General features: G+C 44.8%; 19 protein-coding genes. 18 read left to right on the top strand and 1 reads right to left on the bottom strand.

Annotation, left to right across the window (positions count from 1 at the left end; translation table 11 throughout):
* The first annotated feature begins 407 nt into the window (after positions 1-407).
* From QO187_RS06055 to QO187_RS06095, 9 genes are all read left to right on the top strand, one after another.
* The gene (locus tag QO187_RS06055) at positions 408-1,205 is read left to right on the top strand and encodes an ABC transporter ATP-binding protein (RefSeq protein WP_102094550.1); all 798 of its coding nucleotides are present in this window, start codon (positions 408-410) and stop codon (positions 1,203-1,205) included.
* A 337-nt stretch (positions 1,206-1,542) separates the two neighbouring features.
* Positions 1,543-2,343 carry a transporter substrate-binding domain-containing protein gene (locus QO187_RS06060; protein ID WP_185156656.1) on the top strand — a complete coding sequence of 267 codons (801 nt, stop codon included), beginning with the start codon at positions 1,543-1,545 and terminating at the stop codon, positions 2,341-2,343.
* A gap of 151 nt (positions 2,344-2,494) precedes the next feature.
* Positions 2,495-3,391: a transporter substrate-binding domain-containing protein gene (locus QO187_RS06065; RefSeq protein WP_102091643.1), complete on the top strand. Its 897-nt coding sequence runs from the start codon at positions 2,495-2,497 to the stop codon at positions 3,389-3,391.
* A gap of 72 nt (positions 3,392-3,463) precedes the next feature.
* A complete protein-coding gene (locus QO187_RS06070) occupies positions 3,464-4,411 on the top strand; it encodes an ABC transporter substrate-binding protein (RefSeq protein WP_102094552.1) in 948 nt (315 codons plus the stop codon).
* Positions 4,412-5,019: 608 nt separating this feature from the next.
* Positions 5,020-5,754, top strand: a complete 735-nt coding sequence (locus tag QO187_RS06075; RefSeq protein ID WP_057758316.1) for an ABC transporter permease — start codon at positions 5,020-5,022, stop codon at positions 5,752-5,754.
* A gap of 12 nt (positions 5,755-5,766) precedes the next feature.
* Positions 5,767-6,492 (top strand): ABC transporter permease, encoded by a 726-nt coding sequence (locus tag QO187_RS06080; protein WP_101205569.1) that lies wholly within the window; start codon positions 5,767-5,769, stop codon positions 6,490-6,492.
* 129 nt (positions 6,493-6,621) lie between these two features.
* On the top strand, positions 6,622-7,338 hold the full coding sequence (locus QO187_RS06085; RefSeq protein ID WP_102094553.1) for a fumarylacetoacetate hydrolase family protein: 717 nt from the start codon (positions 6,622-6,624) through the stop codon (positions 7,336-7,338).
* Positions 7,339-7,635: 297 nt separating this feature from the next.
* Positions 7,636-9,852 carry a PhoX family phosphatase gene (locus QO187_RS06090; RefSeq protein ID WP_102094554.1) on the top strand — a complete coding sequence of 739 codons (2,217 nt, stop codon included), beginning with the start codon at positions 7,636-7,638 and terminating at the stop codon, positions 9,850-9,852.
* 236 nt (positions 9,853-10,088) lie between these two features.
* Positions 10,089-11,582, top strand: a complete 1,494-nt coding sequence (locus QO187_RS06095) for an alpha/beta fold hydrolase (RefSeq protein WP_102094555.1) — start codon at positions 10,089-10,091, stop codon at positions 11,580-11,582.
* 84 nt (positions 11,583-11,666) lie between these two features.
* On the opposite strand, the gene QO187_RS06100 is transcribed toward QO187_RS06095, so the two are convergent.
* Positions 11,667-12,647: an Hsp33 family molecular chaperone HslO gene (locus QO187_RS06100; RefSeq protein WP_102094556.1), complete on the bottom strand. Its 981-nt coding sequence runs from the start codon at positions 12,645-12,647 to the stop codon at positions 11,667-11,669.
* Between the two features lie 376 nt (positions 12,648-13,023).
* On the opposite strand from QO187_RS06100, the gene QO187_RS06105 reads away from it, so the two are divergent.
* The 9 genes from QO187_RS06105 to QO187_RS06145 all read left to right on the top strand — a co-directional run bounded on the left by QO187_RS06105 (position 13,024) and on the right by QO187_RS06145 (position 24,765).
* Positions 13,024-13,998, top strand: coding sequence for a glutamate/aspartate ABC transporter substrate-binding protein (locus QO187_RS06105; protein ID WP_180958124.1), 975 nt, complete (start codon positions 13,024-13,026; stop codon positions 13,996-13,998).
* A gap of 97 nt (positions 13,999-14,095) precedes the next feature.
* Complete coding sequence (locus tag QO187_RS06110; RefSeq protein ID WP_057758328.1) at positions 14,096-14,842, top strand: amino acid ABC transporter permease; 747 nt, start codon at positions 14,096-14,098, stop codon at positions 14,840-14,842.
* The gene (locus QO187_RS06115; RefSeq protein WP_101205580.1) at positions 14,839-15,507 is read left to right on the top strand and encodes an ABC transporter permease subunit; all 669 of its coding nucleotides are present in this window, start codon (positions 14,839-14,841) and stop codon (positions 15,505-15,507) included. Before QO187_RS06110 ends, QO187_RS06115 begins: the two co-directional genes overlap by 4 nt.
* A gap of 185 nt (positions 15,508-15,692) precedes the next feature.
* Complete coding sequence (locus QO187_RS06120; protein WP_185156658.1) at positions 15,693-16,424, top strand: amino acid ABC transporter ATP-binding protein; 732 nt, start codon at positions 15,693-15,695, stop codon at positions 16,422-16,424.
* Between the two features lie 256 nt (positions 16,425-16,680).
* Positions 16,681-17,898: an FAD-dependent oxidoreductase gene (locus QO187_RS06125; RefSeq protein ID WP_102094558.1), complete on the top strand. Its 1,218-nt coding sequence runs from the start codon at positions 16,681-16,683 to the stop codon at positions 17,896-17,898.
* A gap of 308 nt (positions 17,899-18,206) precedes the next feature.
* The gene (locus tag QO187_RS06130; RefSeq protein ID WP_102094559.1) at positions 18,207-19,994 is read left to right on the top strand and encodes an AMP-binding protein; all 1,788 of its coding nucleotides are present in this window, start codon (positions 18,207-18,209) and stop codon (positions 19,992-19,994) included.
* Positions 19,995-20,274: 280 nt separating this feature from the next.
* Positions 20,275-22,029, top strand: coding sequence for an AMP-binding protein (locus QO187_RS06135; RefSeq protein WP_102094560.1), 1,755 nt, complete (start codon positions 20,275-20,277; stop codon positions 22,027-22,029).
* Positions 22,030-22,269: 240 nt separating this feature from the next.
* A complete protein-coding gene (locus QO187_RS06140; RefSeq protein ID WP_102094561.1) occupies positions 22,270-23,880 on the top strand; it encodes a carboxyl transferase domain-containing protein in 1,611 nt (536 codons plus the stop codon).
* Between the two features lie 78 nt (positions 23,881-23,958).
* Positions 23,959-24,765: an enoyl-CoA hydratase/isomerase family protein gene (locus tag QO187_RS06145; RefSeq protein ID WP_102094562.1), complete on the top strand. Its 807-nt coding sequence runs from the start codon at positions 23,959-23,961 to the stop codon at positions 24,763-24,765.
* Positions 24,766-24,830: the final 65 nt, after the last annotated feature.

Here is a 24,830-nt window from a genome sequence, read left to right on the forward strand (position 1 = left end):
ATGTCAGATTGAGTAGTCATTGCTTATTCTCCTGTTATTGGATTATAAGCAGTTACACAGTTTTTAGGAAACTCCCTATTAGCTACATCATAAGTGTACTAACTAGATACTATAAATAGGCAGTTATCAGATAACACAACGTCTCGTATTCTAAAGTGATAAAATAAAGCCCAGAGCGATAAATGCAGTCTGGGCTTTTTTGTATTCGCGGTTTGCTAAAAACTGATTAACCCGTTGGTTAAATACAATATTTGCCTTTTTACTGTGTAATAAGAGACAATATGGCATTTTTCTCTTTGCCTCATCAGGCATATTACGATAATGCATCTAGATGCTTGTACTATATATAGATATAGCTCTTATTTTATTCGTGTTTTCACTCATATTTATTGGAAGTCTGCTGAACCATGCTTGATACTGCAAAAAACCCGACTCGGCCTATCGCCCTAGACTTACAAGACATCCATAAAAGCTACGGCTCATTAGAGGTACTAAAAGGGGTATCCCTGACTGCCTATGATGGCGATGTTATCTCTATTTTGGGCTCATCTGGCTCAGGTAAGTCGACGTTGCTGCGTTGTATTAATCTTCTAGAAAACCCAAATCATGGTCGTATCTTGATCGGTAATGAAGAGCTGATGCTAAAGCCTGCCAAATCAGGTGAGCTACAAGCGGCAGACGTGAAGCAGCTAGAAAGCTTGCGTGCACGCGTCGGGTTTGTCTTTCAGAGCTTTAATCTGTGGCCGCACAAGACCATTTTGCAAAACATCATCGAAGGGCCAACGCAGGTCTTGAAGATTAAAAAAGACCAAGCGATTAGCGATGCGGAAAAACTACTCGATAAAGTCGGCCTGCTCGACAAAAAAGACGCTTATCCTGCGAACTTATCTGGTGGTCAGCGTCAGCGTGTCGCTATTGCTCGTGCGCTTGCTATGCAGCCACAAGTTCTACTATTTGATGAACCAACCTCTGCGCTAGATCCTGAACTGGTCAACGAAGTACTTGCGGTAATGCGTGAGCTAGCAGAAGAGGGGCGTACAATGCTTATCGTTACTCACGAAATGCGCTTTGCCCGTGAAGTATCAAGCAAAGTCGTCTTTTTACATCAAGGTGTGGTTGAAGAAATTGGCACACCTGAGCAAGTCTTTGACAACCCTACCTCTGAGCGCGTCAAAGACTTTATGGCATCACACCGTCCTACTTAGTTATTAATTATTAGTTTTTCGCTTAATATCATGTCCAATACAAATGGTGGCAACACGCTTGCCACCATTTACCCTACCAAATGTAAAATCACTGTAACGTAACCATTGTTGACTGTTTATTGCCCAATGATAACTATGAGTATGCAAAACGTTTGTTTTTGATATTTTACTCAGGTATTATCAAAAGGTTTATAGGTCGTCACGTCTCGTGGCTGTCTGTTATTCTGCTATCTATATTGCTTGTCTGGCAGGGACGTCAGAGAACAAAATATCAGCACCCTAAGTCAGAAAATCCTGTCAAAAACTTATGTAAAACCCATCAGAATTTAAGGAACGTATGATGTCGAATTCTCGCCTATTGTGGTCATCGATGACCGTTACTGCTGCATTGATGTTGAGCGCTTGTAGCCAACCTGCCGATGAAACTACCGATACCAACGCTGACGCCCCTGCAGCAGAAACCACTGGTAAAACCATTCGTATCGCTACCGAAGGCGCTTACCCTCCATTCAACTATACCAACGCCGACGGCAGCTTGGCAGGTTTTGATATCGATGTTGCCAATGCATTATGTGATCAAATGCAAGCCAAGTGTGAAATCGTTGCACAGGACTGGGACGGTATTATCCCAGGTCTATTGGCACAGAAATATGATGCGGTGATTGCAGGTATGTCTATTACCGCTGAGCGTCAAGAAAAAGTTGATTTCAGCGAGCCATACTTTGCCAATACGATGGTATGGTTGACCAATACGGATGGTAGTTTTGATCCTATGGCGATTAAAGACGCAACGCTTGGTGGTCAACGTTCTACTACGCCAGGTGCTTATCTACAGGATAACTACGAAGGCAAAGAAGGCAACACAGTTCAATTGTATGACAACTATGACAATGCCTATCTAGATCTAAAATCTGGTCGTAGCGATGCCGTATTGGCCGAAAAAGTTTCTGCCAAATCATGGTTAGCAGAAAATGCAGCGGGCTTCGGTATCGTTGGTGATGAAATTGATAACGATGACAATATTGCCATTGCTGTACGTAAAGGTGACTCACTCAAAGCTGACTTTGACAAAGCATTGAGCGAAATCCGTAGTAACGGTGAGCTTGCACGTCTTGAGCAGATGAACTTTGGTCAATAATGACTCACTGAAGATTTATGCTTAGAACAAGTAACGTTTGATGCGAGTAATGCTAAAACTGGGCATTTTTCAAATAAACGGTGTTTATAATCATAAATCAGCAAGCAGTGATTGACGATACAGCTGGTAAATATATTAAGGAATAAAACTTATGACAATTTCAATGACATCATCAATGAGTAAAAAAGCATTGTGGCTAGCACCGCTTAGCGCAGCAATGCTAATGCTGGCAGGTTGTAACAATAGCTCAGCACCAGCAGAAAATGCTGAAGCTGATACCGCTACTGAAGCGCCTTTAAATATCAAAATCGCTACAGAATCAAGCTACAAGCCTTTTAGTTATACCGATGCAGATGGCAAGCTGATTGGTTACGAGATTGAGCTAGTTGACGCACTATGTGCACAAATGAAAGCTGAGTGTGAAGTCATCTCTCAAGATTGGGACGGTTTGATTCCAGGGCTTAACGCACAGAAATTTGATGCAGCTATCGCAGGTATGTCTATCACGCCTGAGCGTAAAGAAGTGGTTGATTTTAGCGACCCTTACTTCCATAGCGGTATCATCTTGATCGGCAAAAAGGGTGATGACTTAAGCGTTGAGTCGCTAACAGGCTTACCAATTGCCTCACAGCGCTCAACTGTTGCCTCGCAATACCTACAAGACGAGCATGCAGATGCTGATATCAAACTATACGATACGCAAGACAATGCCTATCTAGATCTAACCTCAGGCCGTGTGCGCGGTATGATGTCTGACAAAGTAACGGGTATCGACTGGTTAAAAACAGACGCAGGCAAAGGTTACGAAGTTAAAGGTGAAGAAATCAGCACCAATGATGACGCAATGGGTATTGCTTTCCGTAAAGGCGATCCGTTAATTGCTAAGTTCAATGCAGCATTGGCTGAGCTAAAAGACAACGGCACCTATGATCAAATCACGGGTAGCTATTTTGGTACTAGCTCAACGGCTGCTGCGCAAAAAGCTGTGGCAACAACTGATAGTGTCGAAGAAGTAATGGTCGCTGAAGAAGAAGCGCCAGCTAACTAATACGATATCTAGTAGTTTGACTGCTGTTGTTTGAAAACGTGTTGTTTACTCAAGAAAAAACCAAGGATGATCATGAGCAACCATTGTGCCCCAATCTGTGCCACGACTGGCAAATCTAACATTACTGTAGCCAGTCGTCTGTCTATGTCATTGCTCGCACTAGCGACGGCCTTTACCGTTGCTGGCTGTAGCAATAGCCAAGAGAGTGCAGCTGATACCAATCCAGAGGCTACCAAAACAACGGCAGCGTCTACAGGTGATGTATTACGCATCGGTACAGAAGGGGCCTATGCACCTTTTAACTATACCAATGCCGATGGGACACTGGGTGGTTTTGATGTTGAGATAGCAAATGCACTTTGTGCGGATATGCAGGTCACTTGTGAGATTGTGGCGCAGGACTGGGACGGTATTATTCCTGGTCTAAAAGCAGGTAAGTACGATGCAATCGTGGCCGCGATGTCCGTTACTCCAGAGCGTTCGCAGCAGGTGAGCTTCACCGATCCGTACTTTAGCAATGCCTTGGTTTTTTTGGCCAAAAAAGACAGCAGCTTTGATCCTAGCAACAACAGCGATATCGACTCGCATTCTATTGCTGCACAGCGTTCAACTATCTCATCGCAGTGGCTAGAAGACACGTATCCAAAAGCCGATATGAAGCTTTATGATACGTTGAGCAATGCGTTTTTGGATCTCGGTTCAAACCGTGTCGATGCGATGATTTCTGATAAGCTGCCTGCCATAGAATGGCTGAGCTCAAATGCTGGTAGCAAATATGCGCTAAAAGGTGATGAGATCGATATTAATGATAACTTTGCGATAGCGGTACGCCCAGGTGATCCGCTACAAGCAAAGATCAATCAGTCTCTTGCCAATATAAAAGCAAACGGTACTTACGATAAAATCAACCAAAAGTACTTTGCGGTGCCAGCGTCTGCAACGAGTACAGTTGATGAAGACGCAAATACAGGCACAGATACAAATACTGCCGAGCAACCAGCGACAGAAAACGCTAGTTAATAGCTAACAGTAGTTAGAGATAGCAGTCAAAAAATATTGTTTTGATCAATAAAAGGATATCGCCTTCATGGTGATGTCCTTTTTTATTTGTCGTTATATCAACAAATATACATCGTAGCGGCCTACCAATTTTGCTCAAACTTAGTCGGCTTATTGTATGTCTCTAGAGGCAAGTGTCTGTTTAAGTACGGTTTAGGCGCAGCTTTTACGCGTCAGTATTAACATCATGGCGAGTGAATATGATAAAATCAGCGCTCATTTCTACTGTGTCAATTATCGCAGCGTTAATCGTATTCTTCTGACGTCATTTTTTGATGCCGACCATCCCTATTGATTTGGTATAAAATACGGTGTTTTGCCGCGTTCAGCTATTGATGCTGATTCTTTTAACTCATATTTTGCTAGGGCGTGTCTTCATTTTAAAAATGGTAATAAAAATGAGATAAATTGCAGTCAAACAAGGAAAATAGCGCAAATAATATCGAGATATTAGTCAGCTATTTGACGCCGTTTGGCAAGATTTAGCCGTTTTTAAACCATTTAGATGTCTATCGATTGAATTGAAGACATGCCCTAACTGCTAATATAAAGAGACTGAGTGGATAATCGTGTTTGACTTACAAGGATTTGGCGCGCTTTTATTAAGCGGCGCTACCGTCACCATACAGCTAGCTGTGACCAGTTTAATTATTGGTCTGGCTTTAGGCTTGCTCGGCGCAACCGCAAAGATGTCCAATATCTGGTTGCTGCGTAAACTTGCGACTGTCTATACTGCGACGATGCGCGGTATTCCTGAGCTGCTATTGGTGCTCTTTATTTATTATGGCGGCTCTATCTTATTGATGAGCATCCTCAAAAAGTTCGGCTATAACGACTATGTCGAGATTAGCGCTTTTTGGGGTGGTGTCATGGCACTGTCTATTGCTTTTGGTGCATATGCGACTGAGATTTTTCGCATGTCCATTCAAGAGATTCCAGTAGGGCAGCGAGAGGCTGCGCAAGCGATTGGTATGCGTCCTTTTCAGACTTTTTATCGCATCACGTTGCCGCAAGTGTGGCAGATTGCTTTGCCAGGTTTGGGTAATTTATTTCTGGTACTGCTCAAAGATACCGCATTGGTATCGGTCGTGGGTCTCAAAGACATCATGTATCAGTCATCGCGTGCGGCACAGTCTACACAGCAGCCATTTACCTTTTATATGGCAGCAGCGATTATTTATTTGGGTCTGACCATGTTGATTACTGGCTTTATGATGTGGCTTGAGTGGCGCGCCAATCCTGCGGCACGCTATGCCAAAAAGATAAGCCGTCAATCCACTCACAGTCAATCGACCATAGGGTAGAGGAGAGATACTATGGATTGGAATTGGCAGGTCATTTTTGACCATATCCCTGATTTACTAGGCGGCGCGGTATTGACCGTACAGCTGGTTTTGTTTTCAGGTGTGATTGGATTGCTGTTTGGTTTGGTTTTGGCGTTATTACGACTGTCTAAGAATTGGGTGGTACAGATACTACCATTCCTGTATATCTTCTTTTTCCGTGGTACGCCGCTGCTGGTACAGATATTCCTGATTTATTATGGTTTAGGTCAATTTGAGGCCGTACGCGAGTCGTTCTTGTGGGAGCCGGTACTTAGCCAAGCATATTGGTGTGCCATCATCGCCTTTACCCTCAATACCAGTGCTTATCTCGCAGAGATTATACGCGGGGCGATTCAGACGATTCCGATTGGAGAGCTTGAAGCGGCTGATGCGCTTGGTATGTCAAAATGGCAAAAGCTAACACGGGTTACACTGCCGCGCGCATTTGGTATTGTGATTCCAGCGTACAGTAACGAAGTTATCTTTATGCTAAAAGGTAGTGCGCTAGCTTCAACTATTGCATTGATGGATATCACAGGTGTTGCTCGTACGATTAGTGCGCGTACCTATACCTTGATGGAGCTATTCTTTGCCGCTGGTATCGTCTATCTACTGCTGTCGTGGGTTATCTTGTTTAGCTTTAGAATGTTTGAAAAACGTATGAACCGCCACGCCAGTTATGTACCACCAGATGTCGTGACCAATACGATTCCATAGTTAGCAGTTAGCAGTTAGCAGTTAGCAGTTAGCAGTTAGCAGTTAGCAACTAAAAACCGTCAAAGTCACTGTAGACAATATAGTATGGACTGCTGATAAAATAGCCATCATTTACAGGGAGAGTTTAGTATGAGCCAATCGCCACACGAGTCATTAGCGAACGCCATTGCAGCTGGTGTCAATGCCGAGCAGGGCGCTATCAATCATAATAAAAGCCTACGTACCTCTATTGGTAAGGTAGTTTGTGTTGGTCGCAACTATGCGGCACATGCTGCAGAATTGGGCAATGAAGTACCAACCACGCCGATACTGTTTATGAAACCTGCGTCTTCAGTGGTCTCTATCCGTAGTGATGTGGTTCGCCCAAGTCCAGAGCTGTTTGGTGAGACTCACTACGAGGCCGAGCTATGTATTCAGTTATCAGCTGATTTATCTATGGCGACGATTGAGCAAGCTCAGCAAGCCATTGGTGGGGTGACATTGGGACTGGATTTGACCTTGCGTGATTTGCAAAGCAAGCTAAAAGAAAAAGGTCATCCGTGGGAGCGTGCTAAGTGTTTTGACGGAGCTTGCGTCCTTGCTGATTGGCTCGACCCGCAAGCGTTTGGCAATCTGCAGAATGTACAGTATCAGCTGTCTATCAATGATAAATTAACGCAAGATGGCGATAGTGCCTTAATGCTATTTCCTGTCTATGAATTACTGGTCAATATCAGTCACGCCTTTAGCTTGCAAGCAGGGGATGTGATTATGACTGGTACGCCAAGCGGTGTTGGTGTGTTGCAAGCAGGCGATCAGCTTAAGCTAAAACTGGGTGCTCATGAGTGGGTATCACAAGTACAGTGAGCTTGATTGCAATAACAGACGCATATTAAAAACCCTGAGCAATTGCTTGGGGTTTTTGCTTTTAAGACTTTATATTTATTTCTAAAATTTGCTAACGGCCAAACAATGCTAGCTATCTAATCATTCTATTTTTCAATAATCGTCAGTACATTCGATTGTCATCAGTTTGTCACCTATTGTTCAGCGTGCTGTCATAAAGGTTGAGTAGACTTAAGCGGAATTCGTATTTTTGTGGTCGTAATGATAAAGCCGCGATCAACTCTCTGCCAATCTAGCCTAATAGCAAGGTGACTGATAATGACATTATTGAACAATGAGCGAACGCTTGCCCACGAAGTGGTTGAAGACTCCAATCCTACTAATAATACTGACTTTCAGACGATTATCAATCGTCGATTGAACCGCCGTAGTATCCTAAAAGGTGGCACAGGGTTGACGGCTGCTGCGTTTTTTGGCGCATTACCTTTGGTCGGTTGTAGTGAAGACGACGATAGCAGTATTGTTGGTGATGACAATAATGCCGCTATCCCTGCACAAGGTGATCTAAAGCGTCCTAATACCCTAAAGTTTGAGGCAGTCGCGCATTCAACAGCTGATACGATGACCGTAGCAGCAGGCTACAAGGCAGAGATGATATTACCGCTGGGTACACCGCTGAACTCTGGTATTGAGGATTGGAAAGACAATCGCGAGCAATCAGCAGAGTCATTTGAATGGCGTATGGGTGACAACCATGATGGGATGTGGTTCTTTGGCAAAAACGGTAACGCTTACGATGCCAAAGCGTCAGAAAACAGCTTGTTAGTCATGAATCATGAATACGTTAATAGCAGTGAGCTTAGCCCATTTGGCTATTACGTCACTCAAGATAACGAAGCTGCGCCTATCTTTCAAAACCGCCGTCTCGCAAGCGACGTCCGCCGTGAAGTCAATTGTCATGGCGTCTCAGTGGTCGAGTTAACTCGCCGTGCAGATGGTATGGGTTATGAGATGGTACCTGACTCTAAATACAATCGTCGTATCACCAGTAGTACAACAGCACAATTGGCTGGCCCTGTGGCAGGCTCTGCTCTGGTCAAGACCAAGTTTGATCCGACAGGCTATCAGACTCGCGGCATCAATAATAACTGCGGCGCAGGTCTGTCACCGTGGGGTACTTATCTGACTACCGAAGAGAACTTCTTGGGGGTGTTTGCCCGTGGACAAGATGCCAGCCAATTGAGCGCTGGTGATAACTATGCGCGCGAGCGCTACGGTGCGGTGGAGGACTTCCCAGGTTGGGAGTATCTATGGCATACCCCAGAGGCAAAGGATGCCAAAATAGCAGACGAGTTCTCACGCTGGGATATGACAGCTGTCGGTGCGAGTGCTGCTGAAGATTATCGCTACGGCTTCAACACTTTTGGTTATATTACTGAGATTGACCCATTTGACCAAAACTCTATACCGCAAAAACGTACCGCACTGGGCCGATTCGCTCATGAAAACTGTGCGTATGCTCCTGTTGAGCAAGGTAAGCCAGTGGTGTTCTACATGGGTGATGACGCCCGAGGTGAGTACATTTATAAGTTTGTCTCCAAAGCGATGTGGTCAAACTCGGACATCGGCGGCGGACTAAAAGCAGGTGACAAATATCTGAATGACGGCACGCTATACGTGGCGGTATTTAACGAAGATGGTAGCGGTGAATGGAAAGCTCTCGTCCATGGTCAAAATGGACTGGATGCTTTTAATAGTGTACTGCCATTCAATGGACAAGATGAGGTATTGGTCTTTGCTCGTGCAGCTGCCGATGCTGCTGGTGCTACTAAGATGGATCGACCTGAATGGGTATCGGTCAGCCCTATGACGGGTGATGTCTATGTGACATTGACCAATAATAAATATCGCGGTGTGCGTGACGACCAGCCTGTCTCAGCTTCCAATCCGCGTAGCTATCAATCAAGCGGAAAAGCGCTTGGTAATGACAATGGTCACATTATTCGCTGGGCAGAAGCGGGCGGCGACCATGCCGCAACGAGCTTTGAGTGGGATATTTATCTGTTTGGTGCGCCAAGTGATTTATCGGCAGAAAACTTATCTCAGCTAAATGATAATAATGACTTTTCTTCACCTGATGGGCTATATTTTGACCCGCGCGGTGTCTTGTGGATTCAGACAGATGACGGCGCTTATACCGATACCAGTAGCTGCATGTTGCTCGCGGCTCTACCAGGCAAAGTCAGTGATGGCTCGATGACGACCACATCGGCAGGGCAGTCGACCCGAGTCGGCACATCTGCTAGCAATGACAATATTAAACGGTTCTTTGTTGGTCCTGAAGGATGCGAAGTAACAGGTATTACCATGGCACCAGATTTTAAGACGCTGTTTATCAACATTCAGCATCCTGGCAACACATGGGGCGCTGTCGCTGGCGGTAGTATACCTCGCTCAGCGACTGTGATGATTACTCGCGAGGATGGTGATGTCATACTGGCAGAATCATTTGTTACAGCTGATAGCACGACATAGATAGATAAGCTGTAAGCGAATAATAGAAATAACCAAAATGCTCACGACCATAAGAATCCCAAGTTAAGGCTTGGGATTTTTTATTGTCATATTGATTTGATGGCTAACGAGACCGTCTATCACTCATCTGGCTCTGCTAATCGTCATCTCGCTCTAAAGTCAAACCATTCACTTCTCTTTGCTGCCGTTACAGGATAATATAGACCATTACTTCTCTCGCTGAATGTGCAAATATTATGAGCAGTCCAAATGTGTTTTATAACAACGGTGTTAGTGACAGCGACGCTCAAAACGATAGCAGCTATACTCGTACTCACCATGAGCTCGATGCGCATTTTGTCCCAGATGCGAGTGTACCGCTACACAGTCATCTATATGAGCAAATCGACCAACTCGAAGCCATCGATATGGATGAACTGGTTAAGCTACTAGCAGATTCAGATGACAGTGATGAAATCAACAAAACACCTGTATCTCTGGCTGATTTTTTTGAAGGATTGGCGCAGCTTGCTACCATGGGTGTGGTTGAGGTTACAGAAATCGTAGAAGCCATCCACCGTGAAGTTATTCTGCGTCCGCTAGGCCGCTTCAATGACAAACATTTAAATAAATGGTCGCGCGGATTTACTGGACGTATCTATGGCACGATACGTCATGTCATGCAAATGGTCGGTAATAATCTGGCGTCTGTACTACGCATATACAAAAACCTGATTCTCCAAAAGTCAGTGCAGCCACTACCAGACTCACTAAAAAAACTGGTCAATGTACTCAATGGTGTCATGGGTGACCATCTTGTCAACAATCAAAATGCGCTCGCCATTCCGATGATGCTATACACTCAAGACGGCAAACCACAGAATGAAGTGCTATCAGGCCGTATCGCTATTTTGTGCCATGGTCTATGCATGAGTCATTTGAGCTGGCAAGCCCAAGCGGATAATGATTTAGGCGAGGCCATTCATGTCAGCCAGCCTGATACCACGGTGTTATATTTGGATTACAACACAGGTCGCCGTATCTCGCGTAGCGGCCGTAAGTTCTCTCAATTGCTACAAGCGCTGGTCGCTGACAACCCAAATATCAGTCAGATAGATCTTGTTGGACATAGTATGGGCGGTTTGGTCTCTCGCAGCGCACTGTTTTATGGTGAGCAAGATCGCCTAGACTGGACCAAGCGCGTGGGCAATCTCATCACGCTAGGTTCGCCGCATCATGGGGCAGTCCTTGAGCGTATCGGTAATTATGTGCAAGACGTCATTGCCAAGCTACCGTTTGCAGGCTCACTGGCCAAGCTCGGTGATATGCGCAGTGCCGGTATTATCGATCTGCGTCATGGCAGTATTCGTGATGCGGATTGGAAAGCATTAGAAGGACGTAGCGTACTACCACAAGACTTTCGCCATCCTGCACGGCTGCCAAGTGGTATCAAAACTTACTTTGTCGCCAGTGCGTTGCTTGAGACGCATTATGATTCTAAGGTAACGGATCTGCTAGGAGACAGTTTGGTATCCGTCGCTTCAGCATTGGGTGAAGATGACGCTGAGCATGCCTTATTTGTGCCAGATGGTAATAAAGCGGTGTTTTATGGTGTTAATCATATGAACTTGATTCATAGTAGACGGGTGCGCGAGCAGGTTGTTGAATGGCTACTTGATAATGGTCGAAATGACTACGCCGGACGTCCGTGCATACATTCTTATCCTAGAAGTTTGGATGTGGCGGTGTAGTGATTTAATGTGAAAAACAAAAACCCTCAAGCATGACGCTTGAGGGTTTTTTTATAAACATTGACTTATAGTAAGTAAGAAAACTTACTCAGCAAATATCGCTGCTACATCATCTTTATTGAATTTATAGACTTCACCGCAGAATCCACAATCCATCTCAAATGTACCGCCTTGCTCTTCGACGATGTCTAATGCTTCTGCTTCACCAATTTGCTCGATTGCCATTTCACACTTCTCGCGTGAGCAAGTGCAACCAAATGATAGAGGCGCAGGCTCAGGGGCAACAATGTTTTCTTCGTGATACAAGCGATAGAGTATTTCGTTAGCATCCAGTGTCGTTAGCTCTTCTGGTTTGACCGTGCGCGTCAATACAGACAAGCGCGTCCATAAATCATCATCGATACCCGCATCTTGGTTTTGCTCAACTTCAGACGTTTCTTCAGCAGTACGCGGTAGCATTTGTACCAAGATACCACCAGCTTGCAGGCCATCAGATGCCAAGTTAATTAACGTTGGAATCTGGGCTGATTGCTTTTGATAATGCGCTAAGCAGTCCGCTAGATTGTCATGGCTACGCTCAACGATACCTTGGTATGGCTCACCGCCATCAGGCTGAATATTGATAAACAATACGCCTTGTCCCATCGCACCAAGCTCAGCAAAGGCTTCTTTGGCATGGGTCATATTGTCCCACGCTTGTACTTGCTCATCCGTCTCGCCTTTCCAGCTAGCAAGCGCACGAATGATACCGTCTTGATCGCATTCTGCCATCGCCCAGTTTAGTAAGCTGTCACTGTCTGATGATTGCAACTGAATAGACAGGCGACCATTGATTTTGACCGTACTGATTAGCAAACTCGCTGCGGTCAGCATCTCACCTAATAAGCGTTTGATGGCTTCTGGGTAGGGCTTTTGTGCAATCGTGCTTGCGTAGCTGCGTGATAGACGTACCACATCACCGCGCACGGGAGAGTCTTCAACAAAGAAACGTTGGCGAATGTCGTTGCTGCCATGGTTGCCAGTAGTTTGGCTGTCCGTATTTGGGACTTGGATATCTTGAGTCATAAGTCATTTGTAATATAGAGAAGTTGTTTGCTTTATGGGGATTACTGCCGATTTATCAATCTCACTTAGCAGACTGTTTTGATGATTATGAGTAGTAATTGTCAATAATTAGCTTAAACAACCAAGCAGCTGTTTGTACAAAGTTCTGAGTAGATAGCCGCTATGAGCCAACATTTTATAGCCAGAATATAAACATATTCATAAATATGTACTCTCTCAAAAAAAATTCACCCTCTACTGCAAATTTGTTGTACAGTAACATTAAGTTGCATTGTGATAAACAACAGCAACAACCGTACGGATGCGGGGCAGTCGGGTCAATCAGACCTATGTCGTCCAAGCACTCACTCAATCTTGCGATAAAAGGATGTATTTCATGACATACTCATTTTCCAAACCGTTGACTTTAGCTGCTGTTATGGCATTAGGTTTAGCGGGATGTAATAACAGCAGCCAGACCAGTACTGATGCGCCAGCAGATGATGCAGCGACGACAGAAACCACGACCAACGGTACGCTACAGAAAATCAAAGACTCTGGCACTATTGTCGTCGGTCACCGTGATTCCTCTATTCCTTTTTCTTATATCGCTGATGATCCTAACCAACCGATTGGCTATGCACACGACTTGGAAATGAAAGTGGTTGAAGCCGTTAAGCAAAAGCTAAACATGCCAGACCTTAACGTTCGCTATAACCTAATTACTTCGCAAACTCGTATCCCATTGGTACAAAACGGCACAGTAGATTTTGAGTGTGGCTCAACAACCAATAACGAAGAACGTCAAAAGCAAGTCGCTTTCTCAAACGGTTTCTTTGAAATCGGTACGCGTCTGTTGACCAAAAAAGATTCTGGTATTCAAGATTTTGAAGACCTAAAAGGTAAAACTCTGGTAACGACAGCAGGCACGACTTCAGAGCGTTATATCCGTCAGTACAACGATGATAATAAAATGGATACCAACATCATCTCAGCCAAAGATCATGGCGAAGGCTTCCTAATGCTAGAGAATGGTCGCGCTGATGCCTTTATGATGGATGATGTATTGCTCGCGGGCGAAAAAGCCAAAGCAAAAAATCCTGATGAGTGGGTCATCGTCGGTACGCCGCAATCGTTTGAAATCTATGGTTGTATGATGCGTAAAGATGATCCTGAATTCAAAGCTGTGGTCGATGAAGCACTTGCTAATGTCTTTAGCTCAGGCGAAATCAATAGCATTTATGACAAGTGGTTCTTGAACCCAATCCCACCAAAGAACGTCAATCTAAACTTTGAGATGTCAGACAACTTAAAGGCCTTGATTGCCAATCCGCATGACAGCGCTCAGCCTAAAGAAGCAGCAGCGCAGTAACGCTCATTGTCCCTCAACATAGCTTGCCTATACGTTCAGATAACCAGTAATTTTATTTGACGTATAGGCTTATCAATCGTTGCTCGGAGAGACAACCATGAATTATAGCTGGAACTGGGGTGTGCTCTTTGAGCAGACTGGTATTGGCAACGAGCTCTACATCCATTGGATGATCACTGGTCTTGGCTGGCTGCTATTGATTGGCAGTATCGCATGGGCCATTGCGATGGTCGTCGGTACTATCTTCGGTATCATGCGTACTTTGCCCAACAAGACTGCTCGTGCAATCGGTACGGCTTATGTAACATTTTTTCGTAATATTCCACTGCTTGTTCAACTGTTCTTTTGGTTTTATATCGCGCCTGGCTGGCTCACGCCGACGATACAAGAATGGTGGTATAAGGATTTGTCTCCGAATACCTCAGCCATGTTATCAGCCAGTATTGGTTTGGGCTTATTTACCGCTGCTCGTATCGTTGAACAGGTACGGACGGGTATTGAGTCATTACCAGATGGACAGATTAACGCGGCCTATGCGTTAGGGTTTAGCATTCCACAAGTCTATAAAGAAGTGCTGCTACCGCAAGCATTCCGTATTATCTTGCCACCGCTCAGCTCTGAGCTGACTAATTGCTTTAAAAACGCTTCTGTGGCCTCGCTTGTGGGGGTAATGGAGCTGATTAGCCAAACCAAAACCATCAGCGAATATACTCAAAATAGTATCGAGATATATACTTACGCGACGATTATTTATTTGGTTTTCAATTTATCCTTAATCGCTATTATGGGATTGATTGAACGTAAATTGCGTGTGCCTGGGCTTATTGCGGGAGGTCAGAAATGAATATGACCGAATTGGCAACAGCCTATCCTGGTTTGATGGGTGGCATGCTTACCACTTTAAAAGTGCTGTTTTTGGCTATTTTAGGCGGTATCAGTTTAGGAACTGTACTGGCATTGATGCGCTTGTCAGGCATTAAAGCGCTTGAGATTCCAGCCAAACTATACGTCAATTACTTCCGCTCCGTACCGCTGCTACTGGTACTGCTATGGTTTTATTTTGCCGTACCGATGATTTATCTTTGGGTAGCGGGTAAGTACCTGCAACTCGATGCGGCATTTGCCTCTTGTGTGGTCGCATTTATGATGTTTGAGGCCGCTTATTTCTCAGAAGTAGTGCGTGCTGGTATTCAATCGATTGGTAGCGGGCAGGTCAATGCGGCAAAAGCGCTCGGTATGACTTATGGGCAGACCATGCGTCTGGTCATCTTGCCACAAGCCTTTCGTAAGATGCTGCCATTGATTTTGCAGCAATGTATTATTTTATTCCAAGATACGACACTGGTATTTGCCATTGGTTTGACCGACTTTTTCCGCGCAGCCTATGTTCGCGGTGAGCTAATGGGCTTACTCACGCCGTATATCCTAGGTGCTGGTGCTGTCTATTTTGTGATTAGCTTAAGTGCTTCTATTGGTGTGCAACAATTACAAAAGCGTTTGCGGTTTTAGTATAGTTATTTTAATACGGCTATCGCTTGCGCTTTTGAGTGTTAAAAGCTTGAGTATTTGATTTAACTTTTTTAAATAATGATTATCGAAAATAATGTGGTTAGGAGCCAGTGATGAGCAATGCTGATACGTACTTAAATGCCTTTGGCGGGCTGGTTACCAATAGTGGTCATGCTAGTGATGAGATGGTCATCGAGATATCTAATGTCAGCAAATGGTATGGAGACTTTCAAGTACTGACTGACTGTACGGCGCATGTACATAAAGGTGATGTCGTCGTCGTTTGTGGTCCATCGGGCAGTGGTAAATCAACTTTGATTAAGACAGTGAATGGACTTGAGCCTTTTCAAAAAGGTGAAATCATGGTCAATGGTATCTCAGTTGGTGCACCTAAGACCAACTTGCCTAAGCTGCGTAGTCGTGTCGGTATGGTGTTTCAGCATTTTGAACTGTTTCCACATCTAACGATTATTGATAATCTAACCGTTGCGCAAATCAAGGTGCTAGGCCGTAAAGAAAGCGAGGCCAAGCAAAAAGCCATGGTGTATTTGGATCGTGTCGGACTGACGGTACAAGCGGCGAAGTATCCGGCAGAATTGTCCGGTGGTCAGCAGCAGCGGGTGGCGATTGCTCGTGCGCTGGCAATGGATCCAGTAGCGATGCTATTTGATGAGCCAACTTCCGCACTTGACCCTGAGATGATTCAAGAAGTACTCGATGTGATGGTGGAGCTGACTCGTGATGGCATGACCATGATGTGTGTGACCCATGAAATGGGTTTTGCCAGTCAGGTCGCCAACCGGATTATCTTTATGGATGAAGGTCATATTGTCGAAAACTGTAGTAAAGATGAGTTTTTTGAAGGGGCGAAAAGTGAGCGCGCGCAGATGTTCTTATCTAAAATTCTCAATCACTAACGATGTTATTAGAAAAACCTTTAGATTTACATGATGAGAAGCGTCTATTTATAGGCGCTTTTTTGTGCCCGTAGCACATTTGACTATTCCATAAACCCTAGTCGATTTATACCGTCAACCATGATAGTGATATGAGTAATTACATTGTGAGCTGTATGGCAGAATAGATGAGTGAATGGCTGTTTACTGATACAATAAGGGTAATTATATTTGGCGAAATCTGATACACACAGTAATTAAGTTAATAGGAGCTTGTATGAGTGCAGAACGTTCATCTACATCGAAAGGTGTAGTAATTATTGGTGCAGGATTGGCCGGCTGGCATGTCATCGATGCGATTCGGGCGAAAGATAAAGACATTCCAATTACCTTGATTACCGCTGATAGTGGCGATCGTTATCATAAACCTATGCTAACAATGGCAATTAGCCAAAACAAAAGCGCATCAGACTTGGTGCGGGCTACGGGTAGTGAGGCGGCAGAAGCTGCGAATGTTAACTTGCTGGCTAATACGCAGGTCACTGATATTGACGCTAGCACTCAGCAGCTACAACTTGTCTCTGCGCTGCGATCGGACCCCGTTTATACCAATTACGCCACTATCAGCTATGACAAGCTGGTACTGGCAATGGGTGCTCATCCTATTTTTCCATCGAGCTTACCAGAAGATTTGGTCTGGCATGTCAATCATATTGAGCGCTTTGGACAGCTGCAAGAGAAGCTGGCAAGCGGTCGTCAGCATGTTGCCATTGTTGGGGCTGGCATGGTTGGGACAGAAATCGCTGAGGACTTGCTGAAGGCTGGTCATGAAGTAACGCTGATTGATTTAAATGATGCACCGCTTTCACAAATGCTACCGTCAAAAGCGACGGCACGTATTGCTCAAGCGGTCAAATCACAAGGGATTAACTTTTTAGGCGGCTACCAAGTGTCTGACGTCATACGTAATAGTGATGGTAAGTTGCAAGTCAGCTATGACTCAGTTGCATCAGATGCTGATAGTAATATTGCTCAGTCTCTCGAACCATTAGTCGTTGACCATGTCATTGCCAGTACCGGGCTGACGGTTGATGATAAATTGCCTGCCGCTGCTGGCGTTGAATTCAATCGCCGTACCGGTATCGTGGTCGATGCGACAACACTGCGTACTAATACTTCTAGTATTTACGCCATTGGTGATTGCATGTCTATTAATGGGGTTGCCTGTCGTTATGTTGCGCCACTGCGTGCGCAAGCTGCCACCATTGCGGATGATATTTTGGGGCATGAACATGACGGCTATGAGCATAAACCGCCGATGATTCGTCTTAAAAATAAAGCCATCTCTGTGATGGTTACTGGTGTGCCGCAAGCTGCTGGCAATTGGCAGGTAAAGACTGAAACGGATGAAGCGTTAATCATGGATTTGATAGATGATAACGATGCGGTTAGCGCGACAGTGACTATTAAAGCGCCTATCATGCCTAAAGGGTAACTATTAAAAATCTTTACACCATAGCCAATGCTGCAAACCTAATGCAGCACTGGCTTTTTTATGGCTATCGCATTTTTTGCATTAGTTATCGACTTGATAATACGTTGTATCAATCATAATCGATACGTGCTGTATCAGTTATGATTGACAGTCTTTTATTTTAGGCGCTATATTGGTTAGGAGGTAACTAGAAAGCTATAAATATAGCGATAAAGAGTATTCAAGGAAAAATATTTACCTTAGCAGCGCATTACATGCACATAAGGCAATAAAATAATAAAACTAACAGCAAAACGAAAGGATTCGTTATGACTCAGCACACCGATTTCGACAATATTCTCAATGAGAATACTCTTAATGACAGTATTCTCAATAATGTTCCCAAAGTCAATATAGGCGCGCGCTCAACGAATGCGCCACTCACCCAAAGCCATGATAAAGGACTTGATGTGCCGCTGATTGAAGCGACCATCGGTGACTTTTTCGATGCTATTGTTAATAAATATCCTGAGCGTGAAGCCTTGGTTTCTCGCCATCAAAATATCCGTTGGACTTATCGCGAGCTACAGGAAAAAGTTAATCAGTTAGCCAGTGCCCTGATTGAGATGGGGCTTGAGATAGGGGATCGTATCGCTATTTGGTCGCATAATAATGCGGAATGGCTGCTGATGCAATTAGCGACAGCAAAAATCGGCGTCATCTTAGTCAATATCAATCCTGCCTATCGTACCTTTGAGCTGCAATATGCGCTGAATAAACTGGGCTGCTCGGCCTTGGTATTGATGCGTCATTTTAAAACCAGTGATTATACGCAAATGATTCGTGAGCTATGTCCTGAAATTTATCATAAAGACTATACTCAGCTTGATTTGGTCGAGATTCCTACCATCGAGCGCATTATTTGGATTGATGAACCAGAGAGTGATGAGGACTTTAATTTTATGCAGAAGTTCTCTACGTGGATGGCAGAGGGTGATGCAAACGACCCTCGCGTAGCGGAACGCCAAGCCTCGCTTAAGAACACTGATGCTATTAGTGTGCAGTTTACCAGTGGCACGACCGGCACACCCAAAGGCGCCACCTTAACGCATCGTAATATCTTGAACAACGGATATTTTATGGGCGAAGGAATGAGGCTCACCGAAGAAGATAGGCTATGTATCCCATTGCCACTCTATCACTGCTTTGGCATGGTGGGTGGCAACTTAGCTATTTTGACCCACGGTGGTTGCGCGGTGTATCCCAATGATGGTTTTGATCCGTTGACAGTATTGCAAACAGTGGAAGCAGAAAAGTGTACTGCTCTGCTGGGGGTGCCAACGATGTTTATCGCGGAACTTGATCATCCGGAATTTGATAGCTTTGATTTATCTAGTCTGCGCACCGGTATTATGGGCGGCTCAAGCTGTCCCATTGAGGTCATGCGCCGTGTCATGGATAAGATGCACATGAGCGAGGTGACCATTGCTTATGGCATGACCGAGACCAGTCCAGCCTCTTGTCAGACCAGCTCGCAAACGCCCCTTGAAAAGAGAGTATCTACCGTAGGAATGGTGCTACCAGCGCTTGAGGTCAAAATCGTCGATACCGAAACGGGTGAGGTCGTCCCGATTGGAGAGACGGGCGAATTACTGACATACGGCTACGCGGTCATGAAAAGCTATTGGGGCAGCCGTTTTAAAACCCGAAAAGCCATTCAGGATGGTTGGATGCACACGGGTGATTTGGCAACGATGGACGAAGATGGCTATATTACGGTGGTTGGGCGTAGTAAAGATATGATCATTCGTGGCGGCGAAAATATTTATCCAGTAGAAGTCGAAAATTATCTCTATCGCCATCCAAAAATTCGTGATGTGCAAATCGTTGGTGTTCCTGATAAAAAGTATGGTGAAGTACTGGCGGCGTGGATTATTGCCAAAGAGCCGAGTGGCTTAAACGAAGAAGAGATAAGGCAATTTTGTCGTGACCATATCGCTCATTATAAAGTGCCGACCTATTTTCGCTTTGTGACTGACTATCCAATGACCGTGACTGGTAAAATTCAAAAATATAAAATTGTTGAGCAAATGATAGAGGAGTTGGGCTTGGAGTGATTTGAAACTCTTCATCACTGGAAAAGCCAGCTTTTTACTATTATGGTATAAAGCTGGCTTTTCTAATTTAGGTCGTATAAAAGACTCGTTGATTAGTCACCATTGAAGCATTACTCTTGTGTCGTTATTTTTAAATGATACATAATGTATTACTATTATTGACAGCCTTTCATTGATGGCGTTATAGTAGCTGCATGCTATGTAAGACCTGTTCAAGGAAGAACGCTATACCCACAGGCTATTAATAAGCACCGTATAAAGTAAAACGAAAGGACTCGTTATGACTAAAAATCCTGATTTTGATACCATTCTAAAAAATATTCCTAGCATCAATATGGGCGCGCGCTCAGCAAATGCGCCACTTACCCAAAGCTATGATAAAGGTCCTGATGTGCCGCTGATTGAAGCGACTATCGGTGATTTTTTTGATGCGATTGTCTCCAAATATCCAGAGCGCGAAGCACTGGTCGTGCGCCATCAAAATATCCGCTGGACGTATCGTGAGTTACAACAGCATGTTAATCAGCTGGCTAGTAGTATGATTGAGATGGGACTTGAGATTGGCGATCGCATCGGTATCTGGTCGCACAACAATGCTGAATGGCTCTTGATGCAATTAGCGACCGCGAAAGTCGGCGTTATCCTCGTCAATATCAATCCTGCCTATCGTACCTTTGAGCTGCAATATGCGTTAAATAAACTCGGCTGCTCAGCACTCGTGCTCATGCGTCATTTCAAAAGCAGCGACTATGCCAGCCTAATCCGTGAGCTGTGTCCTGAGATTTACCATAAAGATTATACTCAGCTTGATTTGGTCGAGATTCCAACCATTGAGCGTATCATTTGGATTGATGAACCAAACTCTGATGAAGAGTTTGGTTTTATGCAGAAGTTCTCTGCTTGGATGGCGGAAGGCGATGCCAACGATCCACGGGTTGCCGAGCGTCAAGCCCAGCTTAAAAACACGGATGCTATTAACGTCCAATTTACCAGTGGCACGACTGGTACACCAAAAGGTGCCACCTTAAGCCATCGTAATATCTTAAATAATGGCTACTTTATCGGTGAGGCCATGAATCTCACCGAGGAAGACAGACTGTGTATTCCAGTACCGCTATACCATTGCTTCGGCATGGTGCTCGGCAACTTAGCGATTCTGACGCATGGCGGCTGTATCGTCTATCCGAACGATGGCTTTGAGCCGTTATCAGTGCTGCAAGCAGTCGAAGAAGAGAAATGTACTGGTCTGCATGGCGTACCGACGATGTTTATTGCCGAGCTCGACCATCCTGAATTTGAAAATTTTGATTTATCGACTTTGCGTACTGGCATTATGGCCGGCTCTAGCTGTCCGATTGAAGTCATGCGCCGTGTCATTGATAAGATGCATATGAGTGAGGTCACCATTGCTTATGGCATGACCGAGACCAGTCCCGTTTCCTGCCAGACCAATGAGCACACGCCACTTGATAAGCAAGTATCAACCGTGGGATTGGTACAGCCTGCGCTTGAGGTGAAAGTCGTCGATACAGAAACAGGTGAAATTGTACCGCTAGGTGAGACAGGTGAGTTGCTTACACGAGGCTATTCAGTGATGAAAGGCTATTGGGGTAGCCGTTTTAAAACGCGTGAGGCTATCCAAGATGGTTGGATGCATACGGGTGACTTGGCCACAATGGATGAAGATGGCTACGTCAAAATCGTCGGTCGTAGTAAAGACATGGTGATTCGCGGCGGCGAAAATATCTATCCGGTAGAAATTGAAAATTACCTTTATCGTCATCCAAAGATTCGTGATGTGCAAATCGTGGGTATACCCGACGAGCGTTATGGTGAAGTGCTGGCAGCGTGGATTATTCCGAAAGAGCCTGGCTGCTTGACTGAACAGGAAGTCCGTGAATTCTGCAGCGAGCATATCGCTCATTATAAAGTGCCTGCTTACTATCGCTTTGTGACTGAATATCCAATGACCATCACTGGCAAGATTCAAAAATATAAAATCATTGAGCAAATGAAAGAAGAGTTGGGTTTGTAGTAAGCTTACTTATCTGCTCTAAAAAACAAAAGACTAACCATATTCATTTCACTATAAAAGTATTACAGCGTTAACCTCGCTTGAAGTATCACACATACATCTGCACTCGGTTGCCTTGTACTACTTTTAAATTGAATCGACTATATGTGAGCAACGCTTAAAAATAGCAGTTAGTATGATTTATATAAAAAGCTACTTACATCTACGTATCTATCTATGTATAAGAAAAAAAGGGATATCATGAGCGCTATCATAACCAGTAAACTGAGTCCAAACTCAAGCGATTTTCAGCAAAACAGTGCCGCGATGCAAGAGATAGTCGATGACCTGTATGTACACTTGCGTAAAGTTGCCCAAGGTGGCTCAGAGCGTGCACGAGCCAAGCATCTAGCGCGTGGCAAACTCTTGCCTCGTGAGCGTGTCGAGCGTTTATTGGATGTGGGTACGCCGTTCCTAGAAGTGGCGCCGATGGCCGCACATGATATGTATGGCGAAGAGATTCCAGCGGCTGGGGTGATTGCCGGTATCGGTCGTATCAATGGCGTTGAGTGCATGATTGTCTGTAACGATGCCACGGTAAAAGGCGGCACGTACTACCCAATGACGGTCAAAAAACACCTACGAGCTCAAGAGATTGCGCAAGAAAACCATCTACCATGCGTTTATCTGGTTGATTCAGGTGGGGCTAATTTACCGAACCAAGATGATGTATTCCCTGATAAAGAACATTTCGGCCGTATCTTTTTTAATCAAGCCAATCTCAGTGCGGCAGGTATTCCGCAGATTGCTGTGGTCATGGGCAGCTGTACGGCTGGCGGTGCGTATGTGCCCGCCATGAGCGATGAGTCTATTATTGTAAAAGAGCAAGGTACGATCTTTTTGGGTGGTCCGCCACTAGTCAAAGCAGCAACTGGTGAAGAGGTCACGGCAGAAGACTTGGGTGGTGGCGATGTACATACCCGACTTTCAGGCGTGGTTGATCATCTAGCGCAGAATGATACGCATGCACTATCGATTGCCCGTAATATCGTCAGTCACCTAAATCGCCCTGCAAAAAATATTCCTAATCAAATCACACCGCGTCCGCCACGTTACGATGCCAAAGAACTCTATGGTGTGATTCCAACGGACAAGCGCAAGCCATTTGATATCAGAGAAATCATCGCGCGTATCGTCGATGACAGTGCTTTTGATGAATTCAAATCACGCTTTGGTACGACGTTGGTTTGTGGATTTGCTCATATCGAAGGGATGCCTGTTGGTATTATTGCCAATAACGGTATCTTGTTCAGTGAGTCAGCGCAAAAAGGTACTCACTTCATCGAGCTGTGCTGTAAGCGCAAAATTCCATTAGTGTTCCTGCAGAACATTACTGGCTTTATGGTTGGCCGCAAATACGAGAATGAAGGTATCGCTCGTCATGGCGCCAAAATGGTAATGGCAGTGGCGAATGCAAAAGTACCTAAGTTTACTGTCATCGTTGGCGGCTCATTCGGTGCTGGTAACTACGGCATGTGTGGCCGTGCTTATAGTCCGCGTTTCTTATGGATGTGGCCAAATGCGCGTATTTCTGTGATGGGCGGCGAGCAAGCAGCATCGGTATTGGCAACGGTTAAGCGTGATAACTTTGATCGTAAAGGCGAAGCTTGGAGTGAGGAAGATGAAGCGGCATTTAAAGCGCCAATACGTGACATGTATGAAGAGCAAGGTCATCCTTATTATGCTACCGCTCGTCTATGGGATGACGGCGTGATTGATCCTGCTGATACGCGTAATGTGTTGGCATTAGCGCTTAGTGCCGCTCATAACGCTCCCATCGAAGAAACTACTTTCGGTGTTTTTAGAATGTAACCAGTTTTTAATATTTAACGATACTCAATAAATATCATTAGTAAAGATAGTAGATAGTGACTAAAAAAAGAGAAGACAATGCAACAAAATATAAATAACTATAAAAGCCTACTGGTTAACGTCGAGCAGCACGTGGCGACAGTGACGTTGAATCGTCCTGAGATACGTAATGCCTTTAACGACGAAATGATTGCCGAGTTAACCGATGCATTCAATACGCTTGGTGCTGATGATGAAGTACGTGTCATTGTGCTAGCAGCTACTGGCAAGGCATTTTGCGCAGGTGCTGACCTCAATTGGATGCGTGCCATGGCAGATTATAGCTATGAAGAGAATCTAGCGGATGCTGATAAATTGGCGCAAATGCTTAAGACTATTTATGAATGTCCTAAGCCAACAGTCGCGGCTATTCAAGGCGATGTATACGCAGGTGGCATGGGTCTAGTCGCTGCTTGCGACGTAGCCATTGCGGTCAAAATTGCTAATTTCTGCCTCAGTGAAGTGCGTTTAGGGTTGGCACCTGCCACTATCAGTCCTTATGTTATCCGCGCGCTAGGCGCTAGAGCATCGCAGCGTTATTTCTTAAGTGCTGAAGTGTTTGATGCCAAAAAGGCGCGTCAGCTTGGCTTTATCCATGAGCGTGTTAGCGAAGAGTGGCTAGGCGATGAAGTGGCTGCGTTCTGTAACAAGGTCGTCAAAAACAGCCCTGATGCAGTTAAGACCTGCAAACAGCTATTACACGATGTTGCTGGTGCGCCTATTACAGATGAGCTGATTGCTGACACGGTCAAAGGTATCGCTGATATTCGCTCATCAGAGCAAGGCCGCGAGGGTGTGCAAGCATTTTTGCAAAAGCGTAAACCTGATTGGCTAATGGCAGACTAACTAGTAGCAGAACAATGATAGGCAAATGGGTAAATAGACAAGACGTCAAATAATAACGACAAGAC

The sequence above is a fragment of the Psychrobacter sp. Arc9 genome (assembly GCF_041431295.1).
Classification (GTDB): domain Bacteria; phylum Pseudomonadota; class Gammaproteobacteria; order Pseudomonadales; family Moraxellaceae; genus Psychrobacter.